The organism is Pseudolysinimonas kribbensis, assembly GCF_030161895.1.
GTDB classification, from domain to species: Bacteria; Actinomycetota; Actinomycetes; order Actinomycetales; family Microbacteriaceae; genus Pseudolysinimonas; species Pseudolysinimonas kribbensis.
Map to the genome: position 1 here is coordinate 882,047 of NZ_BSVB01000001.1, position 23,572 is coordinate 905,618.

At 73.0% G+C, this 23,572-nt stretch carries 22 protein-coding genes and 7 pseudogenes; 14 read left to right on the forward strand and 15 right to left on the reverse strand.

Annotated elements, in window-relative coordinates; all coding sequences use genetic code 11:
* Positions 1-62: 62 nt before the first annotated feature.
* Positions 63-743 (reverse strand): MtrAB system response regulator MtrA, encoded by a 681-nt coding sequence (gene mtrA / locus QQK35_RS04880; protein WP_284253187.1) that lies wholly within the window; start codon positions 741-743, stop codon positions 63-65.
* Between the two features lie 363 nt (positions 744-1,106).
* Between mtrA and QQK35_RS04885 the strand changes: the two genes are divergently transcribed.
* From QQK35_RS04885 to QQK35_RS04915, 7 genes and pseudogenes are all read left to right on the forward strand, one after another.
* The gene (locus QQK35_RS04885; protein WP_284253188.1) at positions 1,107-1,445 is read left to right on the forward strand and encodes a hypothetical protein; all 339 of its coding nucleotides are present in this window, start codon (positions 1,107-1,109) and stop codon (positions 1,443-1,445) included.
* Between the two features lie 62 nt (positions 1,446-1,507).
* Positions 1,508-1,792, forward strand: a pseudogene (locus QQK35_RS20245) (hypothetical protein); the annotation flags it as partial.
* Between the two features lie 148 nt (positions 1,793-1,940).
* On the forward strand, positions 1,941-2,624 hold the full coding sequence (locus QQK35_RS04895) for a DUF4129 domain-containing protein (RefSeq protein WP_284253190.1): 684 nt from the start codon (positions 1,941-1,943) through the stop codon (positions 2,622-2,624).
* A 268-nt stretch (positions 2,625-2,892) separates the two neighbouring features.
* Entirely contained in the window at positions 2,893-3,810 is a 918-nt protein-coding gene (locus tag QQK35_RS04900) for a DUF4350 domain-containing protein (RefSeq protein WP_284253191.1), read from the forward strand.
* Positions 3,811-3,860: 50 nt separating this feature from the next.
* Positions 3,861-4,812, forward strand: a pseudogene (locus tag QQK35_RS04905) (AAA family ATPase).
* 19 nt (positions 4,813-4,831) lie between these two features.
* Positions 4,832-6,144: pseudogene (locus QQK35_RS04910) on the forward strand (DUF58 domain-containing protein).
* Between the two features lie 310 nt (positions 6,145-6,454).
* Positions 6,455-7,327: an aquaporin gene (locus QQK35_RS04915; RefSeq protein ID WP_284253192.1), complete on the forward strand. Its 873-nt coding sequence runs from the start codon at positions 6,455-6,457 to the stop codon at positions 7,325-7,327.
* Here the strand turns inward: QQK35_RS04915 and QQK35_RS04920 are convergent.
* Positions 7,231-8,223: a stage II sporulation protein M gene (locus QQK35_RS04920; RefSeq protein WP_284253193.1), complete on the reverse strand. Its 993-nt coding sequence runs from the start codon at positions 8,221-8,223 to the stop codon at positions 7,231-7,233. The two genes, QQK35_RS04915 and QQK35_RS04920, sit on opposite strands and share 97 nt — an antisense overlap.
* Before the next feature lie 19 nt (positions 8,224-8,242).
* Between QQK35_RS04920 and QQK35_RS19625 the strand changes: the two genes are divergently transcribed.
* Together QQK35_RS19625 and QQK35_RS04925 are read left to right on the forward strand one after the other, a co-directional pair.
* Complete coding sequence (locus QQK35_RS19625) at positions 8,243-8,428, forward strand: hypothetical protein (RefSeq protein ID WP_348534885.1); 186 nt, start codon at positions 8,243-8,245, stop codon at positions 8,426-8,428.
* Positions 8,395-9,120, forward strand: coding sequence for an RDD family protein (locus tag QQK35_RS04925; RefSeq protein ID WP_348534886.1), 726 nt, complete (start codon positions 8,395-8,397; stop codon positions 9,118-9,120). Before QQK35_RS19625 ends, QQK35_RS04925 begins: the two co-directional genes overlap by 34 nt.
* Positions 9,121-9,181: 61 nt before the next feature.
* On the opposite strand, the pseudogene ahcY reads toward QQK35_RS04925, so the two are convergent.
* Together ahcY and QQK35_RS04935 are read right to left on the reverse strand one after the other, a co-directional pair.
* Positions 9,182-10,650 (reverse strand): annotated as a pseudogene (gene ahcY, locus QQK35_RS04930) (adenosylhomocysteinase).
* Between the two features lie 64 nt (positions 10,651-10,714).
* Positions 10,715-10,935, reverse strand: a pseudogene (locus QQK35_RS04935) (DUF3499 family protein).
* 85 nt (positions 10,936-11,020) lie between these two features.
* Between QQK35_RS04935 and QQK35_RS04940 the strand changes: the two are divergent.
* On the forward strand, positions 11,021-11,455 hold the full coding sequence (locus QQK35_RS04940) for a metallopeptidase family protein (RefSeq protein WP_284253194.1): 435 nt from the start codon (positions 11,021-11,023) through the stop codon (positions 11,453-11,455).
* Positions 11,456-11,477: 22 nt separating this feature from the next.
* Here QQK35_RS04940 and QQK35_RS04945 read toward each other — a convergent pair whose 3' ends face one another.
* The 11 genes and pseudogenes from QQK35_RS04945 to QQK35_RS04990 all read right to left on the reverse strand — a co-directional run.
* Positions 11,478-12,674 (reverse strand): DUF5719 family protein, encoded by a 1,197-nt coding sequence (locus tag QQK35_RS04945; protein ID WP_284253195.1) that lies wholly within the window; start codon positions 12,672-12,674, stop codon positions 11,478-11,480.
* Positions 12,671-13,072 (reverse strand): hypothetical protein, encoded by a 402-nt coding sequence (locus QQK35_RS04950; RefSeq protein ID WP_284253196.1) that lies wholly within the window; start codon positions 13,070-13,072, stop codon positions 12,671-12,673. The genes QQK35_RS04945 and QQK35_RS04950 overlap by 4 nt, the downstream gene beginning before the upstream one ends.
* Positions 13,065-13,658 carry a hypothetical protein gene (locus QQK35_RS04955; RefSeq protein ID WP_284253197.1) on the reverse strand — a complete coding sequence of 198 codons (594 nt, stop codon included), beginning with the start codon at positions 13,656-13,658 and terminating at the stop codon, positions 13,065-13,067. Before QQK35_RS04955 ends, QQK35_RS04950 begins: the two co-directional genes overlap by 8 nt.
* The gene (locus QQK35_RS04960; protein ID WP_284253198.1) at positions 13,595-14,269 is read right to left on the reverse strand and encodes a hypothetical protein; all 675 of its coding nucleotides are present in this window, start codon (positions 14,267-14,269) and stop codon (positions 13,595-13,597) included. The genes QQK35_RS04955 and QQK35_RS04960 overlap by 64 nt, the downstream gene beginning before the upstream one ends.
* A 109-nt stretch (positions 14,270-14,378) precedes the next feature.
* Positions 14,379-15,869 (reverse strand): glycosyltransferase family 2 protein, encoded by a 1,491-nt coding sequence (locus tag QQK35_RS04965; RefSeq protein ID WP_284253199.1) that lies wholly within the window; start codon positions 15,867-15,869, stop codon positions 14,379-14,381.
* 86 nt (positions 15,870-15,955) lie between these two features.
* Positions 15,956-16,285, reverse strand: coding sequence for a WhiB family transcriptional regulator (locus QQK35_RS04970; RefSeq protein WP_284253200.1), 330 nt, complete (start codon positions 16,283-16,285; stop codon positions 15,956-15,958).
* Between the two features lie 178 nt (positions 16,286-16,463).
* Positions 16,464-16,643, reverse strand: a complete 180-nt coding sequence (locus QQK35_RS20250) for a hypothetical protein (RefSeq protein WP_431311854.1) — start codon at positions 16,641-16,643, stop codon at positions 16,464-16,466.
* 99 nt (positions 16,644-16,742) lie between these two features.
* Positions 16,743-17,428 (reverse strand): annotated as a pseudogene (locus tag QQK35_RS04975) (NAD-dependent epimerase/dehydratase family protein); the annotation flags it as partial.
* Between the two features lie 37 nt (positions 17,429-17,465).
* The gene (locus QQK35_RS04980; RefSeq protein ID WP_284253201.1) at positions 17,466-18,524 is read right to left on the reverse strand and encodes a Gfo/Idh/MocA family protein; all 1,059 of its coding nucleotides are present in this window, start codon (positions 18,522-18,524) and stop codon (positions 17,466-17,468) included.
* Positions 18,525-18,577: 53 nt separating this feature from the next.
* Positions 18,578-18,706, reverse strand: a complete 129-nt coding sequence (locus QQK35_RS04985) for a hypothetical protein (protein ID WP_284253202.1) — start codon at positions 18,704-18,706, stop codon at positions 18,578-18,580.
* A 155-nt stretch (positions 18,707-18,861) separates the two neighbouring features.
* Positions 18,862-19,470: pseudogene (locus QQK35_RS04990) on the reverse strand (sugar phosphate isomerase/epimerase family protein); the annotation flags it as partial.
* A gap of 128 nt (positions 19,471-19,598) precedes the next feature.
* Here QQK35_RS04990 and QQK35_RS04995 point away from each other — a divergent pair.
* The 4 genes from QQK35_RS04995 to QQK35_RS05005 all read left to right on the forward strand — a co-directional run bounded on the left by QQK35_RS04995 (position 19,599) and on the right by QQK35_RS05005 (position 23,570).
* Positions 19,599-20,825, forward strand: a complete 1,227-nt coding sequence (locus QQK35_RS04995; RefSeq protein ID WP_284253203.1) for an ROK family transcriptional regulator — start codon at positions 19,599-19,601, stop codon at positions 20,823-20,825.
* The gene (locus QQK35_RS19630; protein WP_348534887.1) at positions 20,822-21,784 is read left to right on the forward strand and encodes an ABC transporter substrate-binding protein; all 963 of its coding nucleotides are present in this window, start codon (positions 20,822-20,824) and stop codon (positions 21,782-21,784) included. The genes QQK35_RS04995 and QQK35_RS19630 overlap by 4 nt, the downstream gene beginning before the upstream one ends.
* Positions 21,681-22,475, forward strand: a complete 795-nt coding sequence (locus tag QQK35_RS19635; protein ID WP_348534888.1) for an ABC transporter substrate-binding protein — start codon at positions 21,681-21,683, stop codon at positions 22,473-22,475. Before QQK35_RS19630 ends, QQK35_RS19635 begins: the two co-directional genes overlap by 104 nt.
* A gap of 111 nt (positions 22,476-22,586) precedes the next feature.
* The gene (locus QQK35_RS05005) at positions 22,587-23,570 is read left to right on the forward strand and encodes an ABC transporter permease (RefSeq protein ID WP_284253204.1); all 984 of its coding nucleotides are present in this window, start codon (positions 22,587-22,589) and stop codon (positions 23,568-23,570) included.
* Positions 23,571-23,572 lie beyond the last annotated feature (2 nt).

Consider the following 23,572-nt stretch of genomic DNA (forward strand, 5'->3'; position numbering starts at 1 on the left):
GCCCAGACCTTAGGCCAGCAAGCCGAGCCCCGGGCCAGCACGCCGGCAGGCGGCGGCGCGCGTCAGGTCGCGACGCCGGCGCGGTACCCGACCCCGCGGACGGTGGTGACGATCTGAGGGTCGTCGGCGTCGGCCTCCACCTTGGCCCGGAGCCGCTGCACGTGCACGTTCACGAGCCGGGTGTCGGCCTTGTAGTGGTAGCCCCAGACCTGCTCGAGGAGCATCTCGCGGGTGAACACCTGCTGCGGCTTCGCGGCCAGCGCGAGGAGCAGCTGGAACTCGAGCGGCGTGAGGTTGATGCGCGTCGCGCCGCGGCGCACCTCGTGGCCGGCGACGTCGATGGAGAGGTCGCCGATCCGGATCGACTCGGGGGTCTCGGGCAGTGCGGGGCGCAACCGCGCGCGCACCCGGGCCACGAGCTCCTTGGGGTTGAAGGGCTTCACGACGTAGTCGTCGGCCCCGGATTCGAGCCCCTTGACGACGTCGGCGGTGTCGCCGCGCGCGGTCAGCATGATGACCGGCACGCCGCTCTCGGCGCGGATCTGGCGGCACACCTCGATGCCGTCCATGCCCGGCAGCATGACGTCGAGCAGCACGAGATCGGGCCGCCGCTCGCGGAAGGCGACGAGGGCGCTCGCGCCGTCGTCGGCGAACTCGGGCTCGAGCTCCTCACCGCGGAGCACGATGCCGATCATCTCCGCGATCGAGGGGTCGTCGTCCACCACCAGGATCCGTGCGTTCATCCACCTCGCCGATCTTTCGCACCAGGGTAACGTGAGCCATGCCCGCCTCGTGAGGGGAAGTCAACGGCAGGAGCGCAGTGACCGACGACCGGCAGTGGGAGCCCCCGGTCGCCTCCGCGAGCCCGCCCGCTCCGCCGCCGCCCCCGCACCCCTGCTCGCGCCGCCCGGACCGCCGGCCCTCGGCTGGACGCCGCCGCCGCGCCCGGGGCTCGTGCCGCTGCGACCGCTGACGCTCGGCGCCGTCATCGGGGGCGCGTTCGGCATCCTGCGCCGCAACGCCCTCGCCGTCTACGGTCCCGCGCTGCTCGTCTCGCTCGCCGTCGCCGTCGTGCAGGCGCTCGGCACGCTCTCCTCCTGTCCACCGTGTTCGCGGTCGGGTCCGACGACACGGCGTCCGCCGGCGCGCTCTTCGACGGGCTCGGCAGCGCGGTCGTGGGCTTCGCCGGCGGCAGCGTGCTCAACCTGGCGGCGACGCAGCTCGTGCTCGCCGTCGTGTCGCTCGCCGTCGCGGGCGCCACGGTCGGCGAACGCCGACGCGGCGGGGCGATCTGGCGCCGCACGACGGGTCGACGCGGAGCCGTGCTGGGGTGGGCGCTCCTGATCGCCGCGGCCACCGTCGTCGCGGTCGGAGGGGTCACGGGGGTCATCATCGGCATCGGCGTCGCGGGGGCGGCGTCGGCGCGGCCGTGGCCGTCCTGCTGACGGTGCTCGCGATCCCCGGCGGTCTCGTGCTCTGGTTCTGGCTGACGACCCGGCTCGCCTTCGTGCCCGCGACGCTCGTCGTCGAGCGGCTCCGGATGCGGTCGGCCGTGACGCGCGCCTGGCGGCTCACGCGCGGGGGCTTCTGGCGGGTGCTCGGCATCCGGTTGCTCGTCTCGGTCATGGTCGGCTTCGCGCAGGGACTGTTGATGCTCCCGCTGAACCTCCTCATCCAGTTCGCGATCCCGCTGCTGCTGCCCAACGGTCTCACCGAGGAGTCCGAGCGCACGGCGCTCATCGTGACGACCCTCGTGAGCCAGCTGGTCGGGGCCTTCATCACGGCGGTCGGCGTCGTGCTCACGACCGCGACGACCGCGCTGCTGTACGTCGACCTCCGGATGCGCCGCGAGGGGCTCGACCTCGAGCTCGCGCGCTACGTCGAGCACCCCCGGGCTCGCGGGCGGGTCTTCCCGACCCCTTCCGCCGGCCGGAGCGCGCATGATCGCCCCGTGGGTGCGGATCGACGTGCCGGTCGACCCGAGCGCCCCGGTCGCGCAGTATTGGCTCGAGCAGGAGCTGTCGAAGGCGCAGTACCAGGCCGGCAGGCCCGGGCTGTTCGAGCAGATCCTGCGGTCGTTCCTCGACTGGCTGCAGAGCATCGTCCCGACGTCGGGACCGCGCGGGTTCCCCGACGTCAGCGGGCTGGTGTCGGTCCTCGGGATCGCCGCGCTCGCCGCCATCCTCGTCATCGTGTTCGTGAAGTACGGCGCGCCGCGCCTCAACCGGCGCAGCAGGGCCGGCGGCGAGCTCTTCGGCGAGGACGACGATCGGGATGCCGACGCGCTGCGCCGCGATGCCGCGCGCGCCGCCGCCGCGGGCGACTACGCCACGGCGATCGCCGACATGTTCCGCGCTCTCGCCCGGAGGCTGGACGAGCGCGCCGTCGTCTCGAGCTTCCCCGGGACCACCGCCCGCGGTTTCGCGCGCGGCGCGGGCGAGGCGTTCCCGGTCGCGGCCGGGCGGCTGGGCGTCGGCGCGAGCGATTTCGAGAGCGTGCGCTACCTCGGCGCGGCCGGCACCGTCGAGCAGTGGGAGCGCATCCGGATGCTCGAGGCCGATTTGCGCGACGCGCGGCCCGAGCACGCCGAGTCGCTCCAGGAACTCGCGGAGACGGTGCGATGAGCACGGCGTCGGCCTCCGGCCCCGTGGTGATCGAGACCCCCACGCTGCGCCGCACCGGCCGGCGGGTCGGGCCCTGGATCGCGCTGGTGCTCGTGGCCGTCGTGGTCACCGGCGTGCTGTTCGCGGTCGCGTTGCAGCCGCAGTCGAGCACCGACGACCTCGCCGCCGACAACCCGGGCCCGAACGGCGCCGAGGCGGTCGTGCAGGTGCTCGAGCAGCACGGCGTGCACGTGACGATCACGCGCTCCTCGACCTCACCGAGGGCGCCGTGCGCGACCCGCTCGACACGACGGTGGTCGTCTACGACCCCCAGGAGCTTCTCAGCGCCGCCCAGCATCGCCGCCTGCGCGCCGCCGCCGGCGACCTCGTGCTCGTGGAGCCCGGCTTCGCGACCCTCGGCGATCTCGTGCCCGGTGTCGACGCCGCCGGCCGGACGACGGCGACGCTGCACGCCGACTGCGACCTGCCGGCGGTGCGCACGGCCGGCACGGTGAGCGGCGGCGGTCGGCTCTACGACGCACGGCACGCGGACGGCGCCACGTCGTGCCTGCGCGCGAAGGGCGGAGCCGGGATCGTGCAGCTGGAGGCGCACGGCGTGCGCACGACGGTCCTCGGTGTCGGCGCGGCCCTGCAGAACGGCACGGTCGTCCACGACGGCAACGCCGCCCTCGCCCTCAACCTGCTCGGCGGGCACCATGCCCTGATCTGGTACCTGCCCGGCTTCGACGACCTGGGCGGCGGCGGGCCGCCCGCGAGCCTGGCCGACCTCACGCCGCCGTGGGTCACCCCGCTCATGCTGCTGCTGCTCGTCACGGCGCTGGCCGCCGCGCTCTGGCGTGGACGCCGCCTCGGCCGGGTCGTCGTCGAGAACCTGCCCGTGACGGTGCGCGCGAGCGAGACCATGGAGGGGCGGGCGCGCCTGTACGAGCGCGCCGGCGCCCGCGTGCACGCGCTGGACGCGATCCGGATCGGCACCACGGCCCGGCTGGGCCGCCTGCTCGGGATGCCGCGCACCGCGACCGTGCACGAGATCGCGGATGCCGCGGCCGCCGTCACCGGACGACCGCGCCCCGAGGTCGCCGCGATCCTCGTCGACGCGCTGCCCGAGTCCGACGCGCGGCTCGTGGCGCTCTCCGACGCGCTGCAGAAGCTCGAGGACGACACCGCCGCGGCGGTGCGCCCGTGACCGACCCCACCGCCACCCGACCCGCCGTCCCCACCCAGGAGGTTCCCCTGATGACCGACGATCTGAGAGAGGCCTTCCTGCGCGTGCGCGGGGAGGTCGGCAAGGCCGTGGTCGGCCAGGACGGCGCCGTCACCGGGCTGCTCATCGCCCTGCTCGCCGGCGGGCACGTGCTGCTGGAGGGTGCCCGGCGTCGCGAAGACGCTGCTCATCCGGACGCTGTCGCGCACCCTGCAGCTCGAGACCAAGCGCGTGCAGTTCACGCCCGACCTCATGCCGGGCGACATCACCGGATCGGTCGTCTACGACCCGACCGCCGGCGAGCTCGTGTTCCGGGAGGGACCCGTGTTCACCAACCTGCTGCTCGCCGACGAGATCAACCGCACGCCGCCGAAGACCCAGTCGTCCCTGCTGGAGGCCATGGAGGAACGGCAGGTCTCGGCCGAGGGCGTGACGCGCAAGCTGCCCGTGCCGTTCCTCGTCGCGGCGACCCAGAATCCGATCGAGTACGAGGGCACCTACTCGCTGCCCGAGGCGCAGCTCGACCGCTTCCTCATGAAGCTGGTGCTCGACCTGCCGGCGCGCGACGCGGAGGTCGAGGTCGTCACCCGGCATGCGGGTGGCTTCGATCCGCGTGATCTCGAGGCCGCCGGCGTCGCGCCCGTGCTCGACGCGGCGACGCTCGCGCAGGCGCAGAACGCGGTCGCGGAGGTCACCGTCAGCCCCGACGTGCTCGGCTACATCGTCGACCTCGCGCGCGGCACCCGGCAGAGCCCGTCGGTGCGCCTCGGCGTGAGCCCGCGCGGGGCGACCGCCCTGCTCGCGGCGTCGCGGGCCTGGGCGTGGCTCAGCGGCTCGACGGGGGTGACGCCCGACCACGTGCAGACGATGGCGATCCCGGTGCTGCAGCACCGCATCCAGCTGCGGCCGGAGGCGGAGCTCGAGGGCGTCGGCGCGGACGCCGTGCTGCGCTCGATCGTGCAGCAGGTGCAGGTGCCGATCTAGCCATGGCGCAGGTCGACTGATGGCACTGTCGGGGTGGTTCGTCGCGCTGATCGCGGTCGGCGCGGTGCCCGTCGTGGTGCTCGACGGGTGGTACGGGCTGATCGCCTGGCTCGGCGTCGTCGTGCTGCTGGCCGCCGGGGATCTGGCTCTGGCCGGATCCCCGCGCAAGCTGCGGTTCGCGCGGCGCACCCCGGCGCGCATGCGGCTGGGCGAGACCGAGGAGGCCGTGCTGCTCATCGAGAACACCGGCGAGCGCACCGTGCGCGGCGTGCTGCGCGACGCGTGGCAGCCCTCGGCCGGCATCCGGCCGTCGCGGCGCCGGATCTCGCTGTCTCCCGGCGAGCGCCGCGTGCTGCGGGCGAGCCTGACGCCGGTGCGCCGCGGCGAGCGCACGGCGGCGCACGTGACGGTGCGCGCCTTCGGGCCGTTGCGGCTCGCGGCGCGGCAGGCGAGCATCCGGGTGCCGGGATCCGTGCGCGTGCTGCCGCCGTTCTCGTCGCGCCGCCACCTGCCGTCGCGGCTCGCCCGGCTGCGGGAGCTCGACGGCCGCACGAGCGTCATGGTGCGCGGGCAGGGCACCGAGTTCGACAGCCTGCGCGAGTACGTGCGCGGCGACGACGTGCGCTCGATCGACTGGCGCGCCACGGCGCGGCGCCGGGATCCCGCCACGGGCGGGGCGACCCTCGTCGTGCGCACCTGGCGGCCGGAGCGCGACCGCCGGGTCGTCATCGTCGTCGACTCCGGGCGCACCTCGGCGGCGCGGATCGCCGACGAGCCCCGGCTCGACACGGCGTTCGAGGCGAGCCTGCTGCTCGCCGCGCTCGCGACCCGCGCCGGCGATCGCGTCGACCTCATCGTCTACGACCGCCGGGTGCGCGGCCGGGTGCAGGGGGCGACCGGTGCCGACCTGCTCGCGAAGATGGTCGACGCGATGGCGCCGATCGAGCCGGAGCTGCTCGAGACCGACTGGGCGGCCGTGCCGGCGCTCGTGCGGCAGGCGACGTCGCAACGCGCGCTCGTGCTGCTGCTGACCTCGGCGCAGACGCCCGGGTCGTCGCGCTCGCTGCTCACGACGCTGCCGGAGCTCGCCCGCGACCACACGGTGCTGGTCGCTTCGGTCGCCGATCCCGACGTGCTGGAGGCGGCGCGCCAGCGCGGCGACCGAGCCCAGGTGTACCGCGCGGCCGCCGCCGAACGGGCGGCGCTGGATGCGACGCGGGTCGCCGGCGCCATCCGGCAGTTGGGCGCGGAGGTCGTCACGGGCTCCCCGCCGACCTCCCGCCCGCCGTCGCCGACGCCTACCTCGCCCTCAAAGCCGCCGGCCGCCTCTGAGAGCGGGGCGGCGGGTCGCCTGTGACGGGGGCCGCTCGGGGCGGTACGGAGTCCGCATCCTGCCGCTCCCCCGTCGAAACTTCAGGCGCACGTCGCGCGTGCGGTGCACGACCGGACCGGATCGCCGCCGTGTTCCTCCACTTTTGACGGAGGCAGGGGCACGGGCACACGGCACACGGCACACCGGGACGCGGGGACACGGGCGGGAGGGCCGAGGGGGCGGCGGCGCACAGCGGCGGGTCGGCAGCCGCGAGCAGGCGTCGCGGGGATAGCCTGCGTCCGTCCACGGAATTCTCAGGATTGGATGGTCATGGCCCAAGCCAGCGCTCCGGCGCCTTACACCCTCGTCTCCCGTCTGCTCGCCGAGCTGTTCGGCACGTACCTGCTCGTGTTCGGCGTCATCGGCGCCGCGCTGTTCTTCGCCAAGGACGGCGGACCGCTGGTCATCGCGCTCGCGGTCGGCCTCGCGGTGCTGACCGCTGCCTACGCCGTCGGCCACATCTCGGGCGGGCACTTCAACCCGGCCGTGTCGATCGGCGCCGCCGCCGCCGGCCGGATGCCGTGGCGCGACCTCGTGCCGTACATCATCGCCCAGCTCATCGGCGGCATCCTCGCGACCCTGACGCTCGGGCTGTTCGTGGTCGTCAGCGGCAAGACCGCCGACTTCGCCGCCGTCTCCAACGGCTTCGGCGGGGCGTCGCCGATGGGGCTCAACCTCGGTTCCGTCGTCATCGCCGAGATCGTCGCGACCGCGCTGTTCGTTTACATCATCCTGGGCGTGACGGCGCCGGGCGCCCACGTGACCGCCGGATTCGCGCCGCTCGCGATCGGCCTCGCGCTGACGCTCGTGCACCTCGTGATGATCCCGGTCGACAACTCGTCGGTGAACCCGGCGCGTTCGCTCGCGACCGCGATCCTCGGGGGTCGACCCCGCTCATCCAGCTCTGGGTGTTCTTCGTCGCGCCCCTGGTCGGCGGCCTCATCGCGGGCGTCACCTGGAAGTTCCTCTTCGCCGGACGCCGCACGGCGTAGCGGTACGACAGCGGATCACGGCGGCCCCCGGCGCGAACCGGGGGCCGCCGTCGTTCAGGCGGCGACGAGTTGCCGCGCTCCCGACTCGAACTCCCCCGCGTCGCCCGTCTGCCCCGCGCGGGCCGCGCGCCGGCCGACGACCCACTGGTAGGTGAGGAAGGCCGCGAGGGCCACGGTGCCGATCCCGATCTTCACGGGCCACGGCCAGGGCTGCCGGGTGACGAAGCCCTCGATGAGCCCGGAGACCAGCAGCGAGACCACGACCCCGCCGACGATCGTGAAGAGCGAGCGCCCGGCGGCGGCGAGCGCCCGGGCGCGGGTCATCGGGCCCGGCGCGATCCACGACCAGCCGATCATGAGCCCGGCGGCCGCCGCCGTGAAGATCGAGTACAGCTCGAGCTGGCCGTGCGGGGAGATGTAGAGGAAGAAGTCCGGCAGCCGGCCGAACTCGTTCATGACCGCTGCGGACTGGCCGAGATCCTGTGCGTTCTGGAAGAGCACCACGGGCACCCCGAGCAGCGTGATGCCCAGCGCGACGCACTTCGCCGCGACGAAGGCGTTGTTGGTCCACACCTGCCCGAAGAAGCCGCCCGTCGAGTTGTCGGAGTAGTACGAGACGAAGTCGTGCTCCGCGTAGCGCCGGAGCGCGGCATGCGAGCCGAGCGAGGCCACGAGGCGGGGGTCGCTCGACATCCAGAATCCGTAGATCCCGGCGAGCAGGAGGGTGAGCGCCGCGACGACGAGCGTGAGCCAGCGCACCCGGTAGAGGGCCGCGGGCAGCTGCAGCACGGCGTAGGCCGACAGACCGCGCAGCAGGTTGCCGGGCGTCCCGGTGAAGCGCAGTCGGGCCCGGGCCAGGGTCAGCCCCAGCCGGTCGCCCGGCACCGACTCCCCCACGCTCGTGCGGATCGCGGAGAGCTGCGCCGCCCCGGCCTGATAGTGCTCGATGAGCTCGTCGGCGCGCTCGCCGTCCAGGGCGCCGCGCGACAGCAGGTCGAGCCGCTCCCATTCGGCCGCGTTCGCGGCGGCGTAGGCGTCGAGGTCCATGGACTGTCAGGATACCGACATGACCTCGCGTTCCGACGTCGTGCCGCTGCCGCCGCAGCATGAGACCGACGCCGACGACACCGCGGACGACGAGGTCGTCACGGGTGAGGCGGTCGCGCTCGACCTGCGACCCGCGGGCTTCGCGCTGCGCGCCGGGGTGCCGCCATCGACATGCTCGTCTACTTCGCCGCCACGTACCTTCTGATCATCGCCGTCTCGTTCGCCCTCATCGGGGCGCCCGAGATCGAGAGCGCCGTGTACGCGACCGTGTTCCTCGTCACGGTCCTCGTGGGGCTGGTCATCGCGCCGATCACGGTGGAGACGATCACCCGCGGCCGCTCCGTCGGCAAGGTCGCGGTCGGCGCGCGCATCGTGCGCGACGACGGCGGCGCCATCGGCCTGCGCCACGCGCTCATCCGCGGGCTCTCCGGCGTCATCGAGATCTGGGGCACGCTCGGCGGGCTCGCCATCCTCCTCGGGCTGCTCACGCCGCGGGCGAAGCGCCTCGGCGACCTCATGGCCGGTACCTACTCCCAGTACGAGCGTGTGTCGCGTCGACCGCTGTCCCCGCCCTTGCTGCCGTGGGGGCTCGACGGCTGGGCCCGGGTCGCCGACGTCGCGCGGCTGCCCGAGGGCCTCGCCCGGCGGGTGGCGCAGTTCCTGCACGAGGCGACCCAGTACGAGCCGGGACGCCGGGCCGGGATCGCCGACGAACTCGCCCGCGAGGTGGTGCCCTATGTGGCGCCGCTGCCCGACGTCCCGCCGGAGGTGCTGCTCACCGCCGTCGCCGCCGTCCGCCGCGACCGCGAGGCACGGGCGCTCGCGCTGGAGGCCGACCGGTTGCGGCGGCTCGGGCCGGTGCTCGAGGGGGTGCCGCACGGGTTCCCCTCGCGGTAGGAGCCGACGCCGCGTCGAGGGGTGAGGTCTCGATGCGCGCCCTCCTCGACCCGCTCGGGAGTCAGTACCGGTAGTGCTCGGGCTTGTACGGCCCCTCGACCGGCACGCCGATGTACGACGCCTGCTCGGGCGTCAGCTCGGTGAGCTCCACCCCGAGCGCGGCGAGGTGCAGCCGGGCCACCTTCTCGTCGAGCACCTTCGGCAGCCGGTAGACGCCGACCGGGTACTCCTCGGGCTTCGTGTACAGCTCCAGCTGAGCGAGCACCTGGTTCGAGAACGAGTTGCTCATGACGAACGACGGATGCCCGGTCGCGTTGCCGAGGTTCATGAGCCGCCCCTCGCTCATCACCAGGATGCTGCGCCCGTTCGGCAGCCGCCACTCGTGCACCTGGGGCTTGATCTCGACCTTCTCGACGCCCGGCAGCGCGGCGAGCGCCGCCATGTCGATCTCGTCGTCGAAGTGCCCGACGTTGCCGACGACCGCGAGGTGCTTGAGGCCGAGCAGGTTCTCGACCGTGACGACGCCCTTGTTGCCGGTGCCCGTGATGAGGATGTCGACCTGGTCGACGACGCTCGACAGCTTCGCGACCTGGAATCCGTCCATCGCGGCCTGCAACGCGTTGATGGGGTCGATCTCGCTCACGATGACCCGCGCGCCCTGACCGCGGAGGGCCTCGGCGGCGCCCTTGCCGACATCCCCGTAGCCGGCCACGAACGCGACCTTGCCGCCGATCAGGACGTCGGTCGCCCGGTCGAGCCCGTCGGGCAGCGAGTGCCGGATGCCGTACTTGTTGTCGAACTTGGACTTCGTGACCGAGTCGTTGACGTTGATCGCCGGGAAGAGCAGCCGCCCCTCGGCCGCGAGCTCGTACAGCCGGTGCACGCCGGTCGTGGTCTCCTCGGTCACGCCCCGGATGCCGGACGCCATCCGCGTCCAGTACTGCGGGTCGCGCTCGAGCGAGCGCCGGAGCACGTCGAGGATGATCGTCCACTCCTCGTTGGCGTCGGCATCCGGAGCGGGCACCGCGCCCTCCGCCTCGTAGCGCACCCCCATGTGCACGAGCAGGGTCGCGTCGCCGCCGTCGTCGAGGATCATGTTGGGGCCGTCGAAGCCCTCGGCCGACCAGTCGAAGATGCGCTCCGCCGCCCACCAGTACTCCTGCAGCGACTCGCCCTTCCAGGCGAACACGGGGACGCCGGCCGGGGCCTGCACGCTGCCCGTCGGCCCGACGGCGACGGCGGCGGCCGCCTCGTCCTGGGTCGAGAAGATGTTGCAGCTGGCCCAGCGCACCTGCGCGCCGAGCGCGACGAGGGTCTCGATGAGCACGGCGGTCTGCACGGTCATGTGCAGGGATCCCGCGATCCGGGCGCCCTTCAGCGGCTGGAGCGGCCCGAACTCCTCGCGCAGCGACATGAGACCGGGCATCTCGTTCTCGGCGAGCCGGAGCTGATGGCGGCCCGCCTCGGCGAGGAGAGGTCGGCGACCTTGAAGGGGAGGGCCGTGTCGGTGCCGGATTCGAGAGTGCTCACGGCTCCATTGTCGCAGCGACGACCTGTATGCGCCGTCGTGTGACGGCGCTCGGCCGTCGCCGCGCTAGGCGCCCAGACCCAGCTCGTCGACGACGACGTGCCGCACGACCTGCCAGCCCTGCGGCGCCGAGAGCCGCTCCGCGTGCCGCGCGCACAGGTCGTAGCTGTGCGGCTCGTGCCGGATGCTCAGGGGCCGAGCACGGCGAGCGCGTCGGCGTAGTCGTAGGTCAGGGTCGCCACGGCCTCATCGCCGCAGGCGACCTTGCTGCACAGCCGGCCGTTCATCCTGACTCCTCGTCCGTGTCGTCACCGTACCGCCGGGCGACGACATCGTCGGCACGACGCGCACGCGCCCTTCTACACTGGGCGCATGGCGCGCTCGACCCGTCGGATGCCGCCGCGGGCGGCGGCCCGTGATCGGCACGGGCGCGGCATCCGCTCGTCGGTCGTCGGTCCGCATCTCGCCCCGCTGCGCACGCGGGTCGACTTCTTCGACGCCTGCATCGCCAGCGCCGTCGACTACCTGCGCGACCTCTGGCCCGATGAGCTCGAGCGGGTGCGCTTCGAGGTCGCAGCCGTGCCCACGGGCGAGCCGGGCGCCGACGGGGTCGACCGCTGGCGGGTCAGCCGCAAGGCGCGCACCGTCGTGCTCTACCGGCTTCCGATCGAGCGGATGGCGCACCTGCACCGCGACGACGAGTGGCATCGGCGCTCCTACATCGAGAGCTGCGTGTTCCGGGCGGTCGCCGAGCTGCTCGGCAAGGACCCGTGGGACATCGCGCCGGAGCGCTACCGGCACTTCTGACCGCGCACCGGCGCTGCGGCGCTCAGGGATGGATCGTGAGCGGCCCGGACACCGGGCGCGCCGGCGCGATCGTGAAGCCGGAGAGCGCGGCGGCTCCCGCGTAGCCGACCGAGGCCGTCATCCCGTCGGCGCCCTCGATGTCGTAGCTCGCGCCCGCCGTCACGGCGGCCGACGCCTGCCCGCCCGCGGGCACCGTGATCCGGATGTCGGCGGCGCCCCCGATCCCGTGCAGCGTGACGGTGCCGCCCGTTGCACCCGCGAACGCGATGCGCGGGTCGTCGCCCGGCGCGATGCTCACGAGGGTCGGTCCGCGGAGCACGGGAGCCGCGGCATCCCACGCGAAGTCGCTCGCCGGCGCGGCATCGACGCCCGCCGCAGGAGCCTTCCCCGCCGTCGAGATGCGCGCCGCGGCGACCACGGGCTGGTCGGAGGTGACGACGACCGTGTACTCGCCGTCCGGGATCGCGAGCGCGCCCGTGTCGACGTCGACGCCGGAGTCGAGTCCGACCTCCCGCACGTGCCCGGCGGCGACGTCGAGGTCGAACGAGGTGCCGGTGCCGTCCGACGACTCCGGCTGCAGGCTGACCTGCACCTTCGCGGCGGCCCGTCCGGGGTTGGCGACCCGGATCGTGGGGATCGCGTCGCTCCAGTCCTCCCGTCCGAGTGCCTGGGCCACCGCATCCGCCCCGAGCACGCGCACCCCGGGGATGCGCAGTTGCCGCGCCGGGTCGGCGGCCGCGCCGATCAGGTCCACGCCGCCCGGGTCGAGACCTCGGACCGTGCTCTGCTGCAACGACGCGACGACGCGGCCGCCGCGCGCCGTCACGTGCACGACCGGCGAGGCGAGGTCGGGCGCGAACCCCGCGAGCGAGAGCACGCGCTGCGACCCGGCGGCGACGGTGATCCCCGAGAGCCCCGGCGCGGTGACGGGCCCCTTCTCGCCGTAGAGCTCGAGCGCGACCGTCGCGTCGACCGCCGTGGGATTCGCGAGGGTGAGCAGGGTGGTGCGCCCGGTGGTCGTCGCGCCGCCGACCAGCCACGACGATCCGGTCGGCTCCACGCACGCGGCCGCCGCGAAGCCCGAGATGTCGTCGGTGCTCGCCGACTGCGACTGAGCGCCCGCGAGGAGTCCGCCCCCGCCGGCGATCTCCAACCGGGCGGGCGCGCTCGCGGTCCCTCCGGTGTCGGCGTCGCTGCGCCCGAGTGCGCTGGCACTCACCTGCGCGTCGGTCGCGCCGTCGCGACGGCGGGGCGCACCCAGCGAGGACGGCGATCCGGCGTTGCGGCCCTGCGTGTCGCCGAGGTGCAGGAGCGCGCCGGGGCAGACCCGCAGCTGGGGGCGGCCGCGGGCGTCACCGTCGTGGTCGGCGCGGCGTCGCTCCTGCTCGGCAGCGGCAGCAGCCCGGTCGCGACGATCACCGCGAGCGCGACGGCCGTCCCGGCCAGGCCGGTCACGACCCGCAGGCCCACCACCGCTGCGCGCCTCGCCCGCCCGCGAGCGCGGTCGGTCTCGGGCGCCGCGCGCTCGGCATCGCGGGCCGTCGCCTCCGCGTCGAGTGCGGCGGCCTCGCGGCCGGCGTCGCCCGCCGACAGGTCGGTCTGCTCGTCGTCAGCCATGATCGTCCTCGTCGAACGTGTCGGCCGGGTCCTCCCCGGGCAGGCTCGCCTCGTTGACCACGCGACGACGGCGACCGGTGGGGATGGCCAGCAGCAGCGCGAGCGCCACGATCACCCCCTGCGCGACGAGCACCGCGACGCCGAGCGGCGTCCGGGCCGGCGAGGACGTGTGCGCGAGGTGCAGGCCACCGAACCGCCAGAGCGTGCCGAGCGAGGTGCTGCCGACCGCCGTGAGCGTCGCATTCCCGTCCAGCGACTCCGAGGCGCGCTGCTGCAACGCCTGCTGCGCGGTCGTCGGCGCGGCCGGCGGCGGCGCCAGGACGACGAACTCGAGCTGCAGCCGCTGCAGCGGCGTGGACACGTCGGCGCCGCTCTGGGACGCCAGATTGCCGGCCAGGTCGGCGATCTCTCGGCCGGTGCGGCCGAGCCCCGTGCGGGTCGACCACAGGGTCGATTCGGCGTCGAGCGTCGTGCCCGCGCCGCGTTCGACCTCGGCCACGAGCGACCCGTCGGCGCGGGCAGTCAGCACGAGGGTGCCGAGCTGCGGATGCGGGCCCGTCGCGGCGACGACCAGCGCGGGCAGCATCCGGCCGTCGCTGCCCGCGACCGGCGCGCTGCCGTCGAGCGGCGCCGCGGCCAGCGGTGCGACCGCGAGCGCCGCGGCGAGCAGCCCCGCGATCCCGACTCCGACGCTCGCCCGGCCGAGCGCGTCGACGCCGACGACCACGGCCCCCACGAGGCCGAGCCAGTACAGGCTGAGGCCGGCACCCGGCCAGGGGTCACGACATCGCCGGCGCTGCTGGCGAGGGGCAGATGCACGGCGACGACGGCGGTCACGAGACCGGTGAGCGCGATGACCAGGGCCGGGATGGCACGGCGCGACCCCGGCAGGAACAGCGCCAGCAGGGCGAGCACCGCGACCGGGGCGAGCAGCACGGCCGGCAGCAGCAGCCCGAGCGCGGTGGGCAGGCCGAGTCCGGCGACCATGCCCTGCCAGCCGGTGCCCGCTGCCGGGTGCCCGAGCAGAAGCTCCCACCCGGTCGGCGCCGGCCAGGCGACGGTCGCCCCCGGGTCGGCGAGCAACGCGAGCGGCGTGCCCCGACGCAGCTGGGCGACGACGAGCGGGGCGAAGAGCGCCGCGGCGGGGATGACGATGCCGAGCAGCCGCACGACCCCCGGGGGCGCGCGACGGCCCATGCGACGATCGCGAGCACCAGCGCCGGGGCGAGCACCGGTGCCGCCGCGACGATCGCGGCGAACAGCAGCGAGGCGGTGGCGGATGCGCTCCACGATCGGGCCCCGTCGATCACGGCGAGCGCCAGCCACGGCAGGAGCAGGTGAGCGAGCAGCGCTGCGGGTCGCCCGTCGGCGAGCGCGACCAGCAGCGGCGGCGCGAGCGCCCACAGGGCCGCGGCGAGCACGGGGGCCAGCGACGTGCGCTCAGCCGGGTCGCGGCCCACCAGGCGCCGAGGGCGGCGAGGGGCAGCGCCGTGACCCAGAGCAGCACGAGCACGAGCGACGGGTTCCACGGCGTCAGGCTGCCGAGCAGGGCGAGCACGGCGCTGAAGGGATCGGAGGGGCCGGTGAGGTCGACACCCACCGGGCGCGGACCCCAGCCGATGCGCGCCCACATCGTGCCGACGTCGGCGAGCGGCCGGAGGGCGCCGCCCGTCAGCGCGTTCTGCCCGAGCAGCCGCCAGGAGATGACGACGCCCACGACCGCGGTCACGGCCGTCACGGCGAGGCCGCCGGAGAGGAAGGAGGCGCGCACGAGCTCGGGTCCGGCGGCCGCCGCTTCGCGGTCGCGCGCCGTCGCCCGGCGCTCCCGCAGCTCGTCCCGGGGCACGCGCAGAGCCGCGATGGCGGCCCACCCCGTGCGCCGGGCGCGGCGCAGCCGTCGCCGCGCGGCCGGCACACCGCCCGAGAACGCGGCGGCGAGGGCGGCCGCGAGCTCCCCGCCGACGGCGCCGGGACGCTTGGCCAGCAGCTGCCCGATCGAGCGCAGCACCGCCAGCGGCAGCAGCGAGAGCCAGTGGATGGGCAGCGCGCCGGGCGGCGCGTAGACCAGTCGCCGATGCAGCTGTGCGGTGCGCGCGATGCGGCGGCGCGCACTCCGGCCGCGCGGACGGCGGCGACCGAAGTCCTCCGGTGCCAGCGCGCGGGCGACCCGGGCGTCGGCGACGCGCACGACGCGGTGCCCCGCCAGGCGCGCCCGGACCGAGAGATCGAGCCCGGCGTCGGCGGTCGGCAGCCCGGGATCGAACCCGTCGAGCTGGGCCAGGACGCCGCGCCGCACCAGCATGCCCCGGCTCGTCACCCCCAGCACGTCGGCGTCGCCGTCGTGCTGGGCCTGGTCGAGCTCGTCCTCGACGAGCCGCACGGTGGCGCCGAGCGGCGTGACGCTCTCGCCGAAGGAGCGCAGCAGGTCGTGATCGTCGGCGTCGACCAGCTTCGGGCCGGCGATCGCGACCGAGGGCGCGACCTCGACGGCCGCCAGCAGCCGGGCGAGGGCATCCGGCTCGGGCGCCGTGTCGGCGCTCAGCAGCCACAGCCATTCGTCGGGACCGCCGTCCCCGGTGACGTAGCGCTGCGCGCTCGCGACGGAGGCGCCGAAGGACTGGGCGGGGGCACGGATGGCGCCGGCCGGCATCCGGTCGCGCGCCTCGTCGGTCGACCCCGCGTCGAGCCACACCGTGGCGTCGACCGGCCTGGTCTGCGCGCCGAGCGCCTCGATCGTGCGATCGAGCCACCGGGCGCCGTTGCGCACGACGACGATCGCGGTGACTCGGGGCTGCATCGGGTCGAGGCTAGGCGGCGATCGTGACCAGACGGTCATGACGCGCGCGCCGGGCCCAAAAGCGCCCCGTTCGGGGGCGCGGCGCGTTATGCGGAGCGGCTCCGGCGCAGCCGACGGCGCTCGCGCTCGGAGAGACCGCCCCAGATGCCGAAGCGCTCGTCGTTCTGCAGGGCGTACTCGAGGCACTGCGCCTTGACCTCGCACGTCGTGCAGATGCGCTTGGCGTCGCGGGTCGAGCCGCCCTTCTCCGGGAAGAACGCCTCGGGATCGGTCTGCGCGCACAGCGCGTCGGCCTGCCAGGCGAGGGCGTCGTCCTCCTCGACGACGACCGACGGCCGGATGGTCGGCATGCCCAGCCGGACCGGGTCGACGAACCAGTCCTCCGGGACGGACGGGCGGTACTCGCTCCTCGTCATGTCCCTCTCCCTCATCTCCGGCGACGATGCCCCCATGCGAACGCCGCTCATTGCAGTAATTACAGCCGTGTCATTCCCGGGAGTCAAGTCGCCGGATGATATTTCCTGCGCGCCGCGGCGTGTCGTCACGACGCGCCGGAAATCCCCTCGAACGGGGGTCCGCAGGGGTTGCGCGGGGTCAGTCGCGGTGGGCGAGCCGCGCCTCCCACGCGCTGCGCACCATGTCGTCGATCGTGTGCCGCATCGCCCACTCGAGGTCGCGCGCCGCGAGGTCGCCGCTGGCGACGATGCGAGCCGGATCGCCGGGGCGGCGCGGCCCGATCTCGGGGGTGAACACGATCCCCGTCACCCGCGACATGGCGGCCATGATCTCGGCCACCGAGACGCCGTCGCCGCTGCCGAGGTTGTAGGCGGGCTCGATCGGCTTCCCGTCGTCGAGTCGGCGCGCGGCCGCCACGTGCGAGTGGGCGAGATCGGCGACGTGCAGGTAATCTCGCACGTTCGTGCCGTCCGGCGTCGGGTAGTCGTCGCCGTTGACGATCGGCGTGCGCCCGGCCACGAGCGCGTCGAATACCTTCGGGAAGAGGTTGTGCGGGCTCGTGTCGTAGACCTCCGGATCGCCGGAGCCGACCACATTGAAGTAGCGCAGCGACGTATGCCGCAACCCGGCGGCGACACCCTGGTCGCGCAGCAGCCACTCCCCACGAGCTTCGTCTCGCCGTAGGGCGACTCGGGATTCTTCGGGGTGTCCTCGGTGACGAGATCGACGTCGGGGGTGCCGTAGACGGCGGCGCTGGAGGAGAACACGAGGCGATCGACGCCGCGTTCGGCCATCGCGGCGAGGAGGGTCGCCATCCCGGTCACGTTCTGCTCGTAGGTGTGCAGCGGTCGCTGCACCGAGACGCCCGCGTACTTGAAGCCGGCCACATGGATGACGCCCGTGACGTGATGCTGCTCGAGCACGTGCAGCACCTGGGCGCCGTCGAGCACGCTGCCCTGCACGAACGGCACGCCGGAGGGCACGAACTCGCGGTGCCCGCTCGACAGGTCATCGAGCACGACCGGCGGGAGGCCGGCCTCGAGCAGGGCCCGCACCACGTGCGCACCGATGTAGCCGGCACCGCCGGTCACGAGCCAGGTCATGGCGACCACGCTATCCGGCGCGATGACCGGTCCGCGCTCAGAGCCGGATCTCGGCCCCCGCCTCGGCCGACGCGTAGATCGCGGCCAGGATCCGGGTGATCTGGGCCCCGTGCGCGACGGGTGCGACGCTCTGCGCGCGGCCCTGGATCGTGTCGATGAAGTTCGCGATCTCGTTCGGGAATCCCGGGTCCATCTCGAAGGTCCGCGACGCGATCTGCGGGATCTGGTTCACGATCGAGCCGTAGCGCTCGGCCGCGATCTCGAGCTCCGGCTCCAGCTGCGCGCCGCCCTTGTCGCCGAAGACGGAGACGTCGATCGAGTCGCGCACAGCGTGCAGCGAGTAGCTGACCTCCAGGAGCATCGAGGCGCCGTTGTCGAACCGCACGAGGGCGTTCACCATGTCCTCGACGCTGTTGGTCGTCGGGTCGTAGTCGGAGACCGTGTAGCGCGGCAGGGTCGTCACGTTCGACCGGTTGCCCAGTCGCGTGTACGCGTTCGCGCTCACCGTCACGGCGGTCGGCGACCCCATGAGGTACCAGCACAGGTCGACGACGTGCACCCCGATGTCGATGAGCGGCCCGCCGCCCGAGATCGACTTGTCGGCGAACCAGCCGCCCGGATTGCCGGCCCGGCGGATCAGGCTGGCCCGGGCGTAGTAGACCTCGCCCAGGTCGCCGTTGTCGATGAACGTCTTGAGCACCTGCGCGTTCGGCGAGTGCCGGCGCACGAACCCGACCTGCAGGATCCGGTCGCTGCCCTCGACGACCCGCTGGAGCTCGGCGGCCTCCTCGGGCGTGCGGCTCATCGGCTTCTCGACGAGCACGTGCTTGCCCGCCTGGACGGCCGCGATCGCCCAGCGGGTGTGGCTGTCGTTCCAGGTGCAGATGCTCACGGCCTCGACCTCGGGATCGGCGAGCAGCTCGGCCGGGTCGGCGTAGGCCCGCCGGGCCCCGAATGCGTCCGCCGCGGCGCGGGCCCGGTCGAGGTTCATGTCGGCCACCGCGACGAGCTCGGCCTCGGGGTTGCGGGCGTAGGCGTCGAGATGGAACTGGGCGATGGTGCCGGTGCCGATCACGCCGATCTTCACACGTGCCATGGGGGTGTCTCCTCGTTGTGCGGGGTGCAGGATGCGCGGGATGCGGCCGGATGTCAGCTCGCCGCGAGCAGGCGACGAGCGTTGGCGAGACCGCGTTCGATGCCGAGCAGGCAGTCCTCGGCGCCCTCGAACTCGATCGAGGCATAGCCGGAATAGCCCGCCTCGCGGAGGGAGCGGGCCACCGAGACGAGGTCGAGGTCGCCGTTGCCGACGATCGCGCCGCGCAGGTACTTGCCCCCGCGACTGCGGAACCAGCCCTCCCGGGGTCGGTGCCGCGGATGTAGAAGTCCTTGAGGTGCACGATCATCGCGTACGGCAGATTCTGCGGCACGACCGCGGCCGGGTCCTCGTCGACGCACACGAAGTTGCCGACGTCCAGGGTGGTCTTGAAGTTCGGCTCGTCGACCCCGAGCACGATCCGGCGCACCCGCTCGGCCGCCTGCACGAAGAAGCCGTGATTCTCCAGGCTCGTCGTGATCCCGCGGGTCGCGGCGTACTGCGCGATCTGCTTCGACGCCGCGACGATCACGGGCAGCGCCGCCTCGAACATCGGGGTGTCGTCACCCGGCAGACCGGGATGCGCGGCGACGTCGTGCCGCATCCGCGCGATCCCGAGACGGGATGCCACGTCGACGTAGGCCGTGACGCGCGCGATCGCCGCGGGCACGTCCTCGCCCTCGGGCGACCAGAATCTCGCGCCGACGGCGAGGTTGGAGAGGGTGACGCCCGCCGCCTCGGCGGCCGCGCGGACGCGGTCGAGGCGGTCGGCATCCCACCCGATGCTGGGGATCGGCGAGTCGGCGTCGTCGGACAGGACCGCGAGCTCGAGGTGCTCCGCATCGCTCGCGGCGATCCAGTCGATGACGTCGAAGATGTCCATGGCGCCGGTGCTCAGGCGCTGATGGAAGCTGTAGGAGCTCACGCCCAGCGTGATGTCGGGGCTCATCCCGATCCCTTCAAGTCGACCTGCGTTAACGAACTGTGAACTTCCTAGACGATTTTCCGTTCTTGCGCTAGCTTGCCACCACAACCCCGGTACACCGATGTGCCGGACCCGACCGGGTGGGGAGTGGCGTGGGAAGTCCGAGTGCTCTGCGCAAGCTGAACGACCGGGCGGCGCTGTACGCGCTGCTCGAGTCCGGGCCGCTGACGCGCCTCGACCTCGAGCAGGCGATCAGCGTCTCGCGCCCCGCCGCCGCGGAGCTGCTGCGCCGGTTGGAGGAGTCCGGGCTCGCCCGGCGCGCAGGCTACCGTCCCGGTGGCCCCGGCCCGCAGGCGCAGCTCTGGAGCATCGCCGAGGGAGCCGCATACGCCGCGGGTCTGGACGTGAACGACACCGGCATCGACGCGGTGATCGCCGACCTCGGCGGCGCGCCCGTCGGCACGGGCAAGTCCCGGCTCGCACCGGGCGACGACCCGGCGGCCGCGGTGCGCGACCTCCTCGAGACCGTCGCGGCGGATGCCGGGCTCACCCGCGCCGACGTGCGACAGGTCGTGGTCGGCATCAGCGGCTCCGTCGACCCCGCGACCGGCCGGCTGAGCCATGCGGAGCACATCCCGGAGTGGAACGGCTTCGATGTGCGCGAACGCCTCACCCAGGTGCTCGAGGTGCCGGTCGCCGTCGAGAACGACGTGAAGCTCGTGCTGAGCGACGAGTCGATCCGCGGCCGCGCCGTCGGCTGCCGCGACGTGCTGCTGCTGTGGATCGGTCAGGGCGTCGCGATCGCGATCATCGCGGACGGACGCCTGCTGCGCGGCTCGCACGGCAGCGCGGGCGAGATGGGCGTGGTGCCGGTCTCGGCGGACGGACCCTTCGCGGGCGACCTCCTGGCCACGGTGGGGATCGCGGCGCTGGCGCGGGAGCACGGTCTCCCGGATGCCGACCCCGCCGGACTCGTGGCGCGAGCGGCGTCGCCCGACGCCGACCCGCCGCACGACGGCTTCCTCTCGGCGCTGGCCGACCTGGTGGTCGACGTGCTCGCCTCCCCGGTCGCGCTCGTGGACCCGGACCTCGTCATCCTGGCAGGCGACCACGGCCTCGCCGGCGGCGACGAGCTCGCCGCCCGGGTGCGCACCCGCCTGCACCAGCGGCTCGTGCACCGGCCGCGCATCGTCGCCGGAACCGGCTACGACAACTCCGTCCGTCAAGGGGCTCTCGACGAGTCCCTGCGACGGCTCCGGGAGAAGGTCTTCGCGGACGCCCGGCACCACCGGCCCGCCGACCCGATCCACCGCTCCACTGAATCGACCTCTCGTGCCGCAGACCTCCTCGGCACGGGCTCGGGAAAGGGACACCAATGAATCCATCACGTTCGACAAGGTGGCGCCGCCTCGGTGCCACCGTCGCGGCCGCGGCCGCGATCGCCCTGACCGTCGCCGGATGCTCCGGTGGCGGCGGATCCTCCGGCTCCGGGACCGCGCTGACCATCGCCAACGTGGGCGGCGCCACCTGGACCTGCGGGTTCAACCCGTTCAACCCCGCGGTCTTCCAGCAGGCGATCGGTTTCGTCTACGAGCCACTGATCTACCAGAACACCCTCAAGAACAGCGCGCCGACCCCCATGCTCGCCACGAAGTCCGAGTGGTCGAGCGACTTCAAGACGCTCACCTTCACGATCCGCAAGGGCGTCAAGTGGAGCGACGGCAAGCCCTTCAGCGCCGACGACGTCGCGTTCACCTTCAACCTGCTCAAGAAGAACAAGGGCCTCGACCTCCAGGCCATCTGGTCATCCGGCCTGCAGTCGGTCGAGACGTCCGGCTCCGACCAGGTGGTCATGAAGTTCGCCTCGCCGGCCGAGCCGTACTTCTACTACATCGCCGACCAGACCCCCATCGTCCCGAAGCACATCTGGACGACCGGCAAGGCCGCGAGCAACCCGGTCAACTTCGCCAACCAGAAGCCCATCGGCACCGGCCCCTACACGATGACCAACTGCACGCCGCAGAACATCCAGTACCAGGCCAATCCCGACTTCTGGAAGGGCGCCCCCGCGGTCAAGACGGTCAACTACCCGTCGTACACCGACAACTCGCCCGCCAACCAGGATCTCGCCACCGGCAAGGCGCAGTGGGGGTCAGTTCATCCCCTCGATCGACAAGTACTACGTGGCGCGCGACAAGGCCCACAACCACTACTGGCAGCCGCCCGTGGCGAACGTGAGCCTGGCGTTCAACCTCAAGCACCCCGTCTCCGGCAACCTCGCGGTGCGGCAGGCGATCGCCTACGCCGTGAACCGCGACAACGTGTCGAAGGTCGGTGAGGACGGCCAGCAGCCCGCGGGCAACCAGTCCGGGATCGTGCTGCCGACGTTCCAGAGCTGGCTGGACAAGGACCTCGCCAGCCAGCACGACTACACGACGAACCTCGACAAGGCCAAGCAGCTCCTGAGCTCGGCGGGGTACTCCTCGAGCAATCCGCTGAAGCTGTCCGTGCTCACGGTGAGCGGGTACACCGACTGGGACGCCTCGCTCCAGGAGATCAAGCAGCAGCTCGCGAAGGTCGACATCGACCTGACCGTGCAGGACGTCGCGGGGCAGACCTACGACTCCCGGATCTACAAGGGCGACTTCGACCTGGCGTATATCGCGGAGACGGGCGGCCCCGCGCCGTACTACGAGCTGCGGCAGATGCTGTACAGCGGCAACACCGCGCCGCTCGGGCAGAACGCCTCGACCAACTACATGCGGTTCTCCGACCCGGCCGTCGACGCGCTGTTCGAGCAGTACGCCGGCGCCGGCGAGGACGAGCAGCACCAGATCGTCGACAAGCTGCAGGAGGTCATGCTGACCCAGGTGCCCGTCATCCCGATCACGGAGTCGGTCAACTGGTTCCAGTACAACACCAAGTCCTTCTCGGGCTGGCCGACGGAGCAGGACCAGTACGCCCTGCCCTCGCCGTACTCGATCCCGGACGTCGAGCAGGTGCTGCTGCACCTGAAGCCCGTGAAGTAACCGCACCATCCCGGACGCTCGTCCCGGCGGCGCCGCACCCGCGGTCCGCCGGGACGGGCCCCGACCCGCCGCACGCCGGCGGCCATCCGCGACACGCTTGAGAGGACCGGCATGAGATACGTGCTGCGACGGCTCGTCCTGTTCGTGATCACGCTCTGGATCGCGCTGACGGTCAACTTCTTCATCCCCCGGCTCATGCCCGGCAATCCCGCCGAGGCGATGATGGCGCGGTTCCACGGCCGCGTGAACCCGTCCGCCCTCAAGGCGCTCGAGGTCGCCTTCGGCATCAACACCCAGCAACCGCTCGTGGTGCAGTACTTCGAGTACCTCGGCAACACCTTCACGGGACACTTCGGCGTCTCGCTCACCTTCTTCCCGCAGCAGGTCGGCACCGTGATCGCCACGGCGCTGCCGTGGACGCTCGGCCTGGTCGGGCTGACCACGGTCATCGCCTTCGTGGCGGGCACGCTGATCGGTCTGGTCGCGGGCTGGCGCCGCGGCGGTGCGCTCGACAGCGTGCTGCCCCCGGTCTTCGTCATCACCGGCGCGCTGCCGTTCTTCTGGGTCGGTCTGCTGCTGGTGCTGCTGTTCTCGGTGGTGCTCAACGTGCTGCCCAACGACGGCGCGTTCGAGGTCACGCTGATCCCCGGCTGGAACCCCGACTTCATCGGCAGCGTGCTCTCGCACGCGATCCTGCCGGCCGTGACGATCCTGGTCATCTCGATCGGCGGCTGGATCCTGACCATGCGCAACAACGTCGTGACGATCCTCGCCGACGACTACATCCGCATGGCCCGGGCGAAGGGCCTGTCGAACTCGACGATCATGTACAGCTATGCGGCGCGCAACGCGGTGCTGCCGAACCTCGCGGGCTTCGCGATGTCGCTCGGCTTCGTCGTCTCCGGCTCGATCCTCGTCGAGTACACCTTCAACTACCCCGGCATCGGCTACATGCTGCTGCAGGCCGTCAACAACCAGGACTACCCGCTCATGCAGGCGATGTTCGTCATGATCACCGTCACCGTGCTCATCGCGATCCTGGTCTGCGACTTCCTGACGGTGCTGCTCGATCCCCGCGCCCGGACGGAGGGCTGATC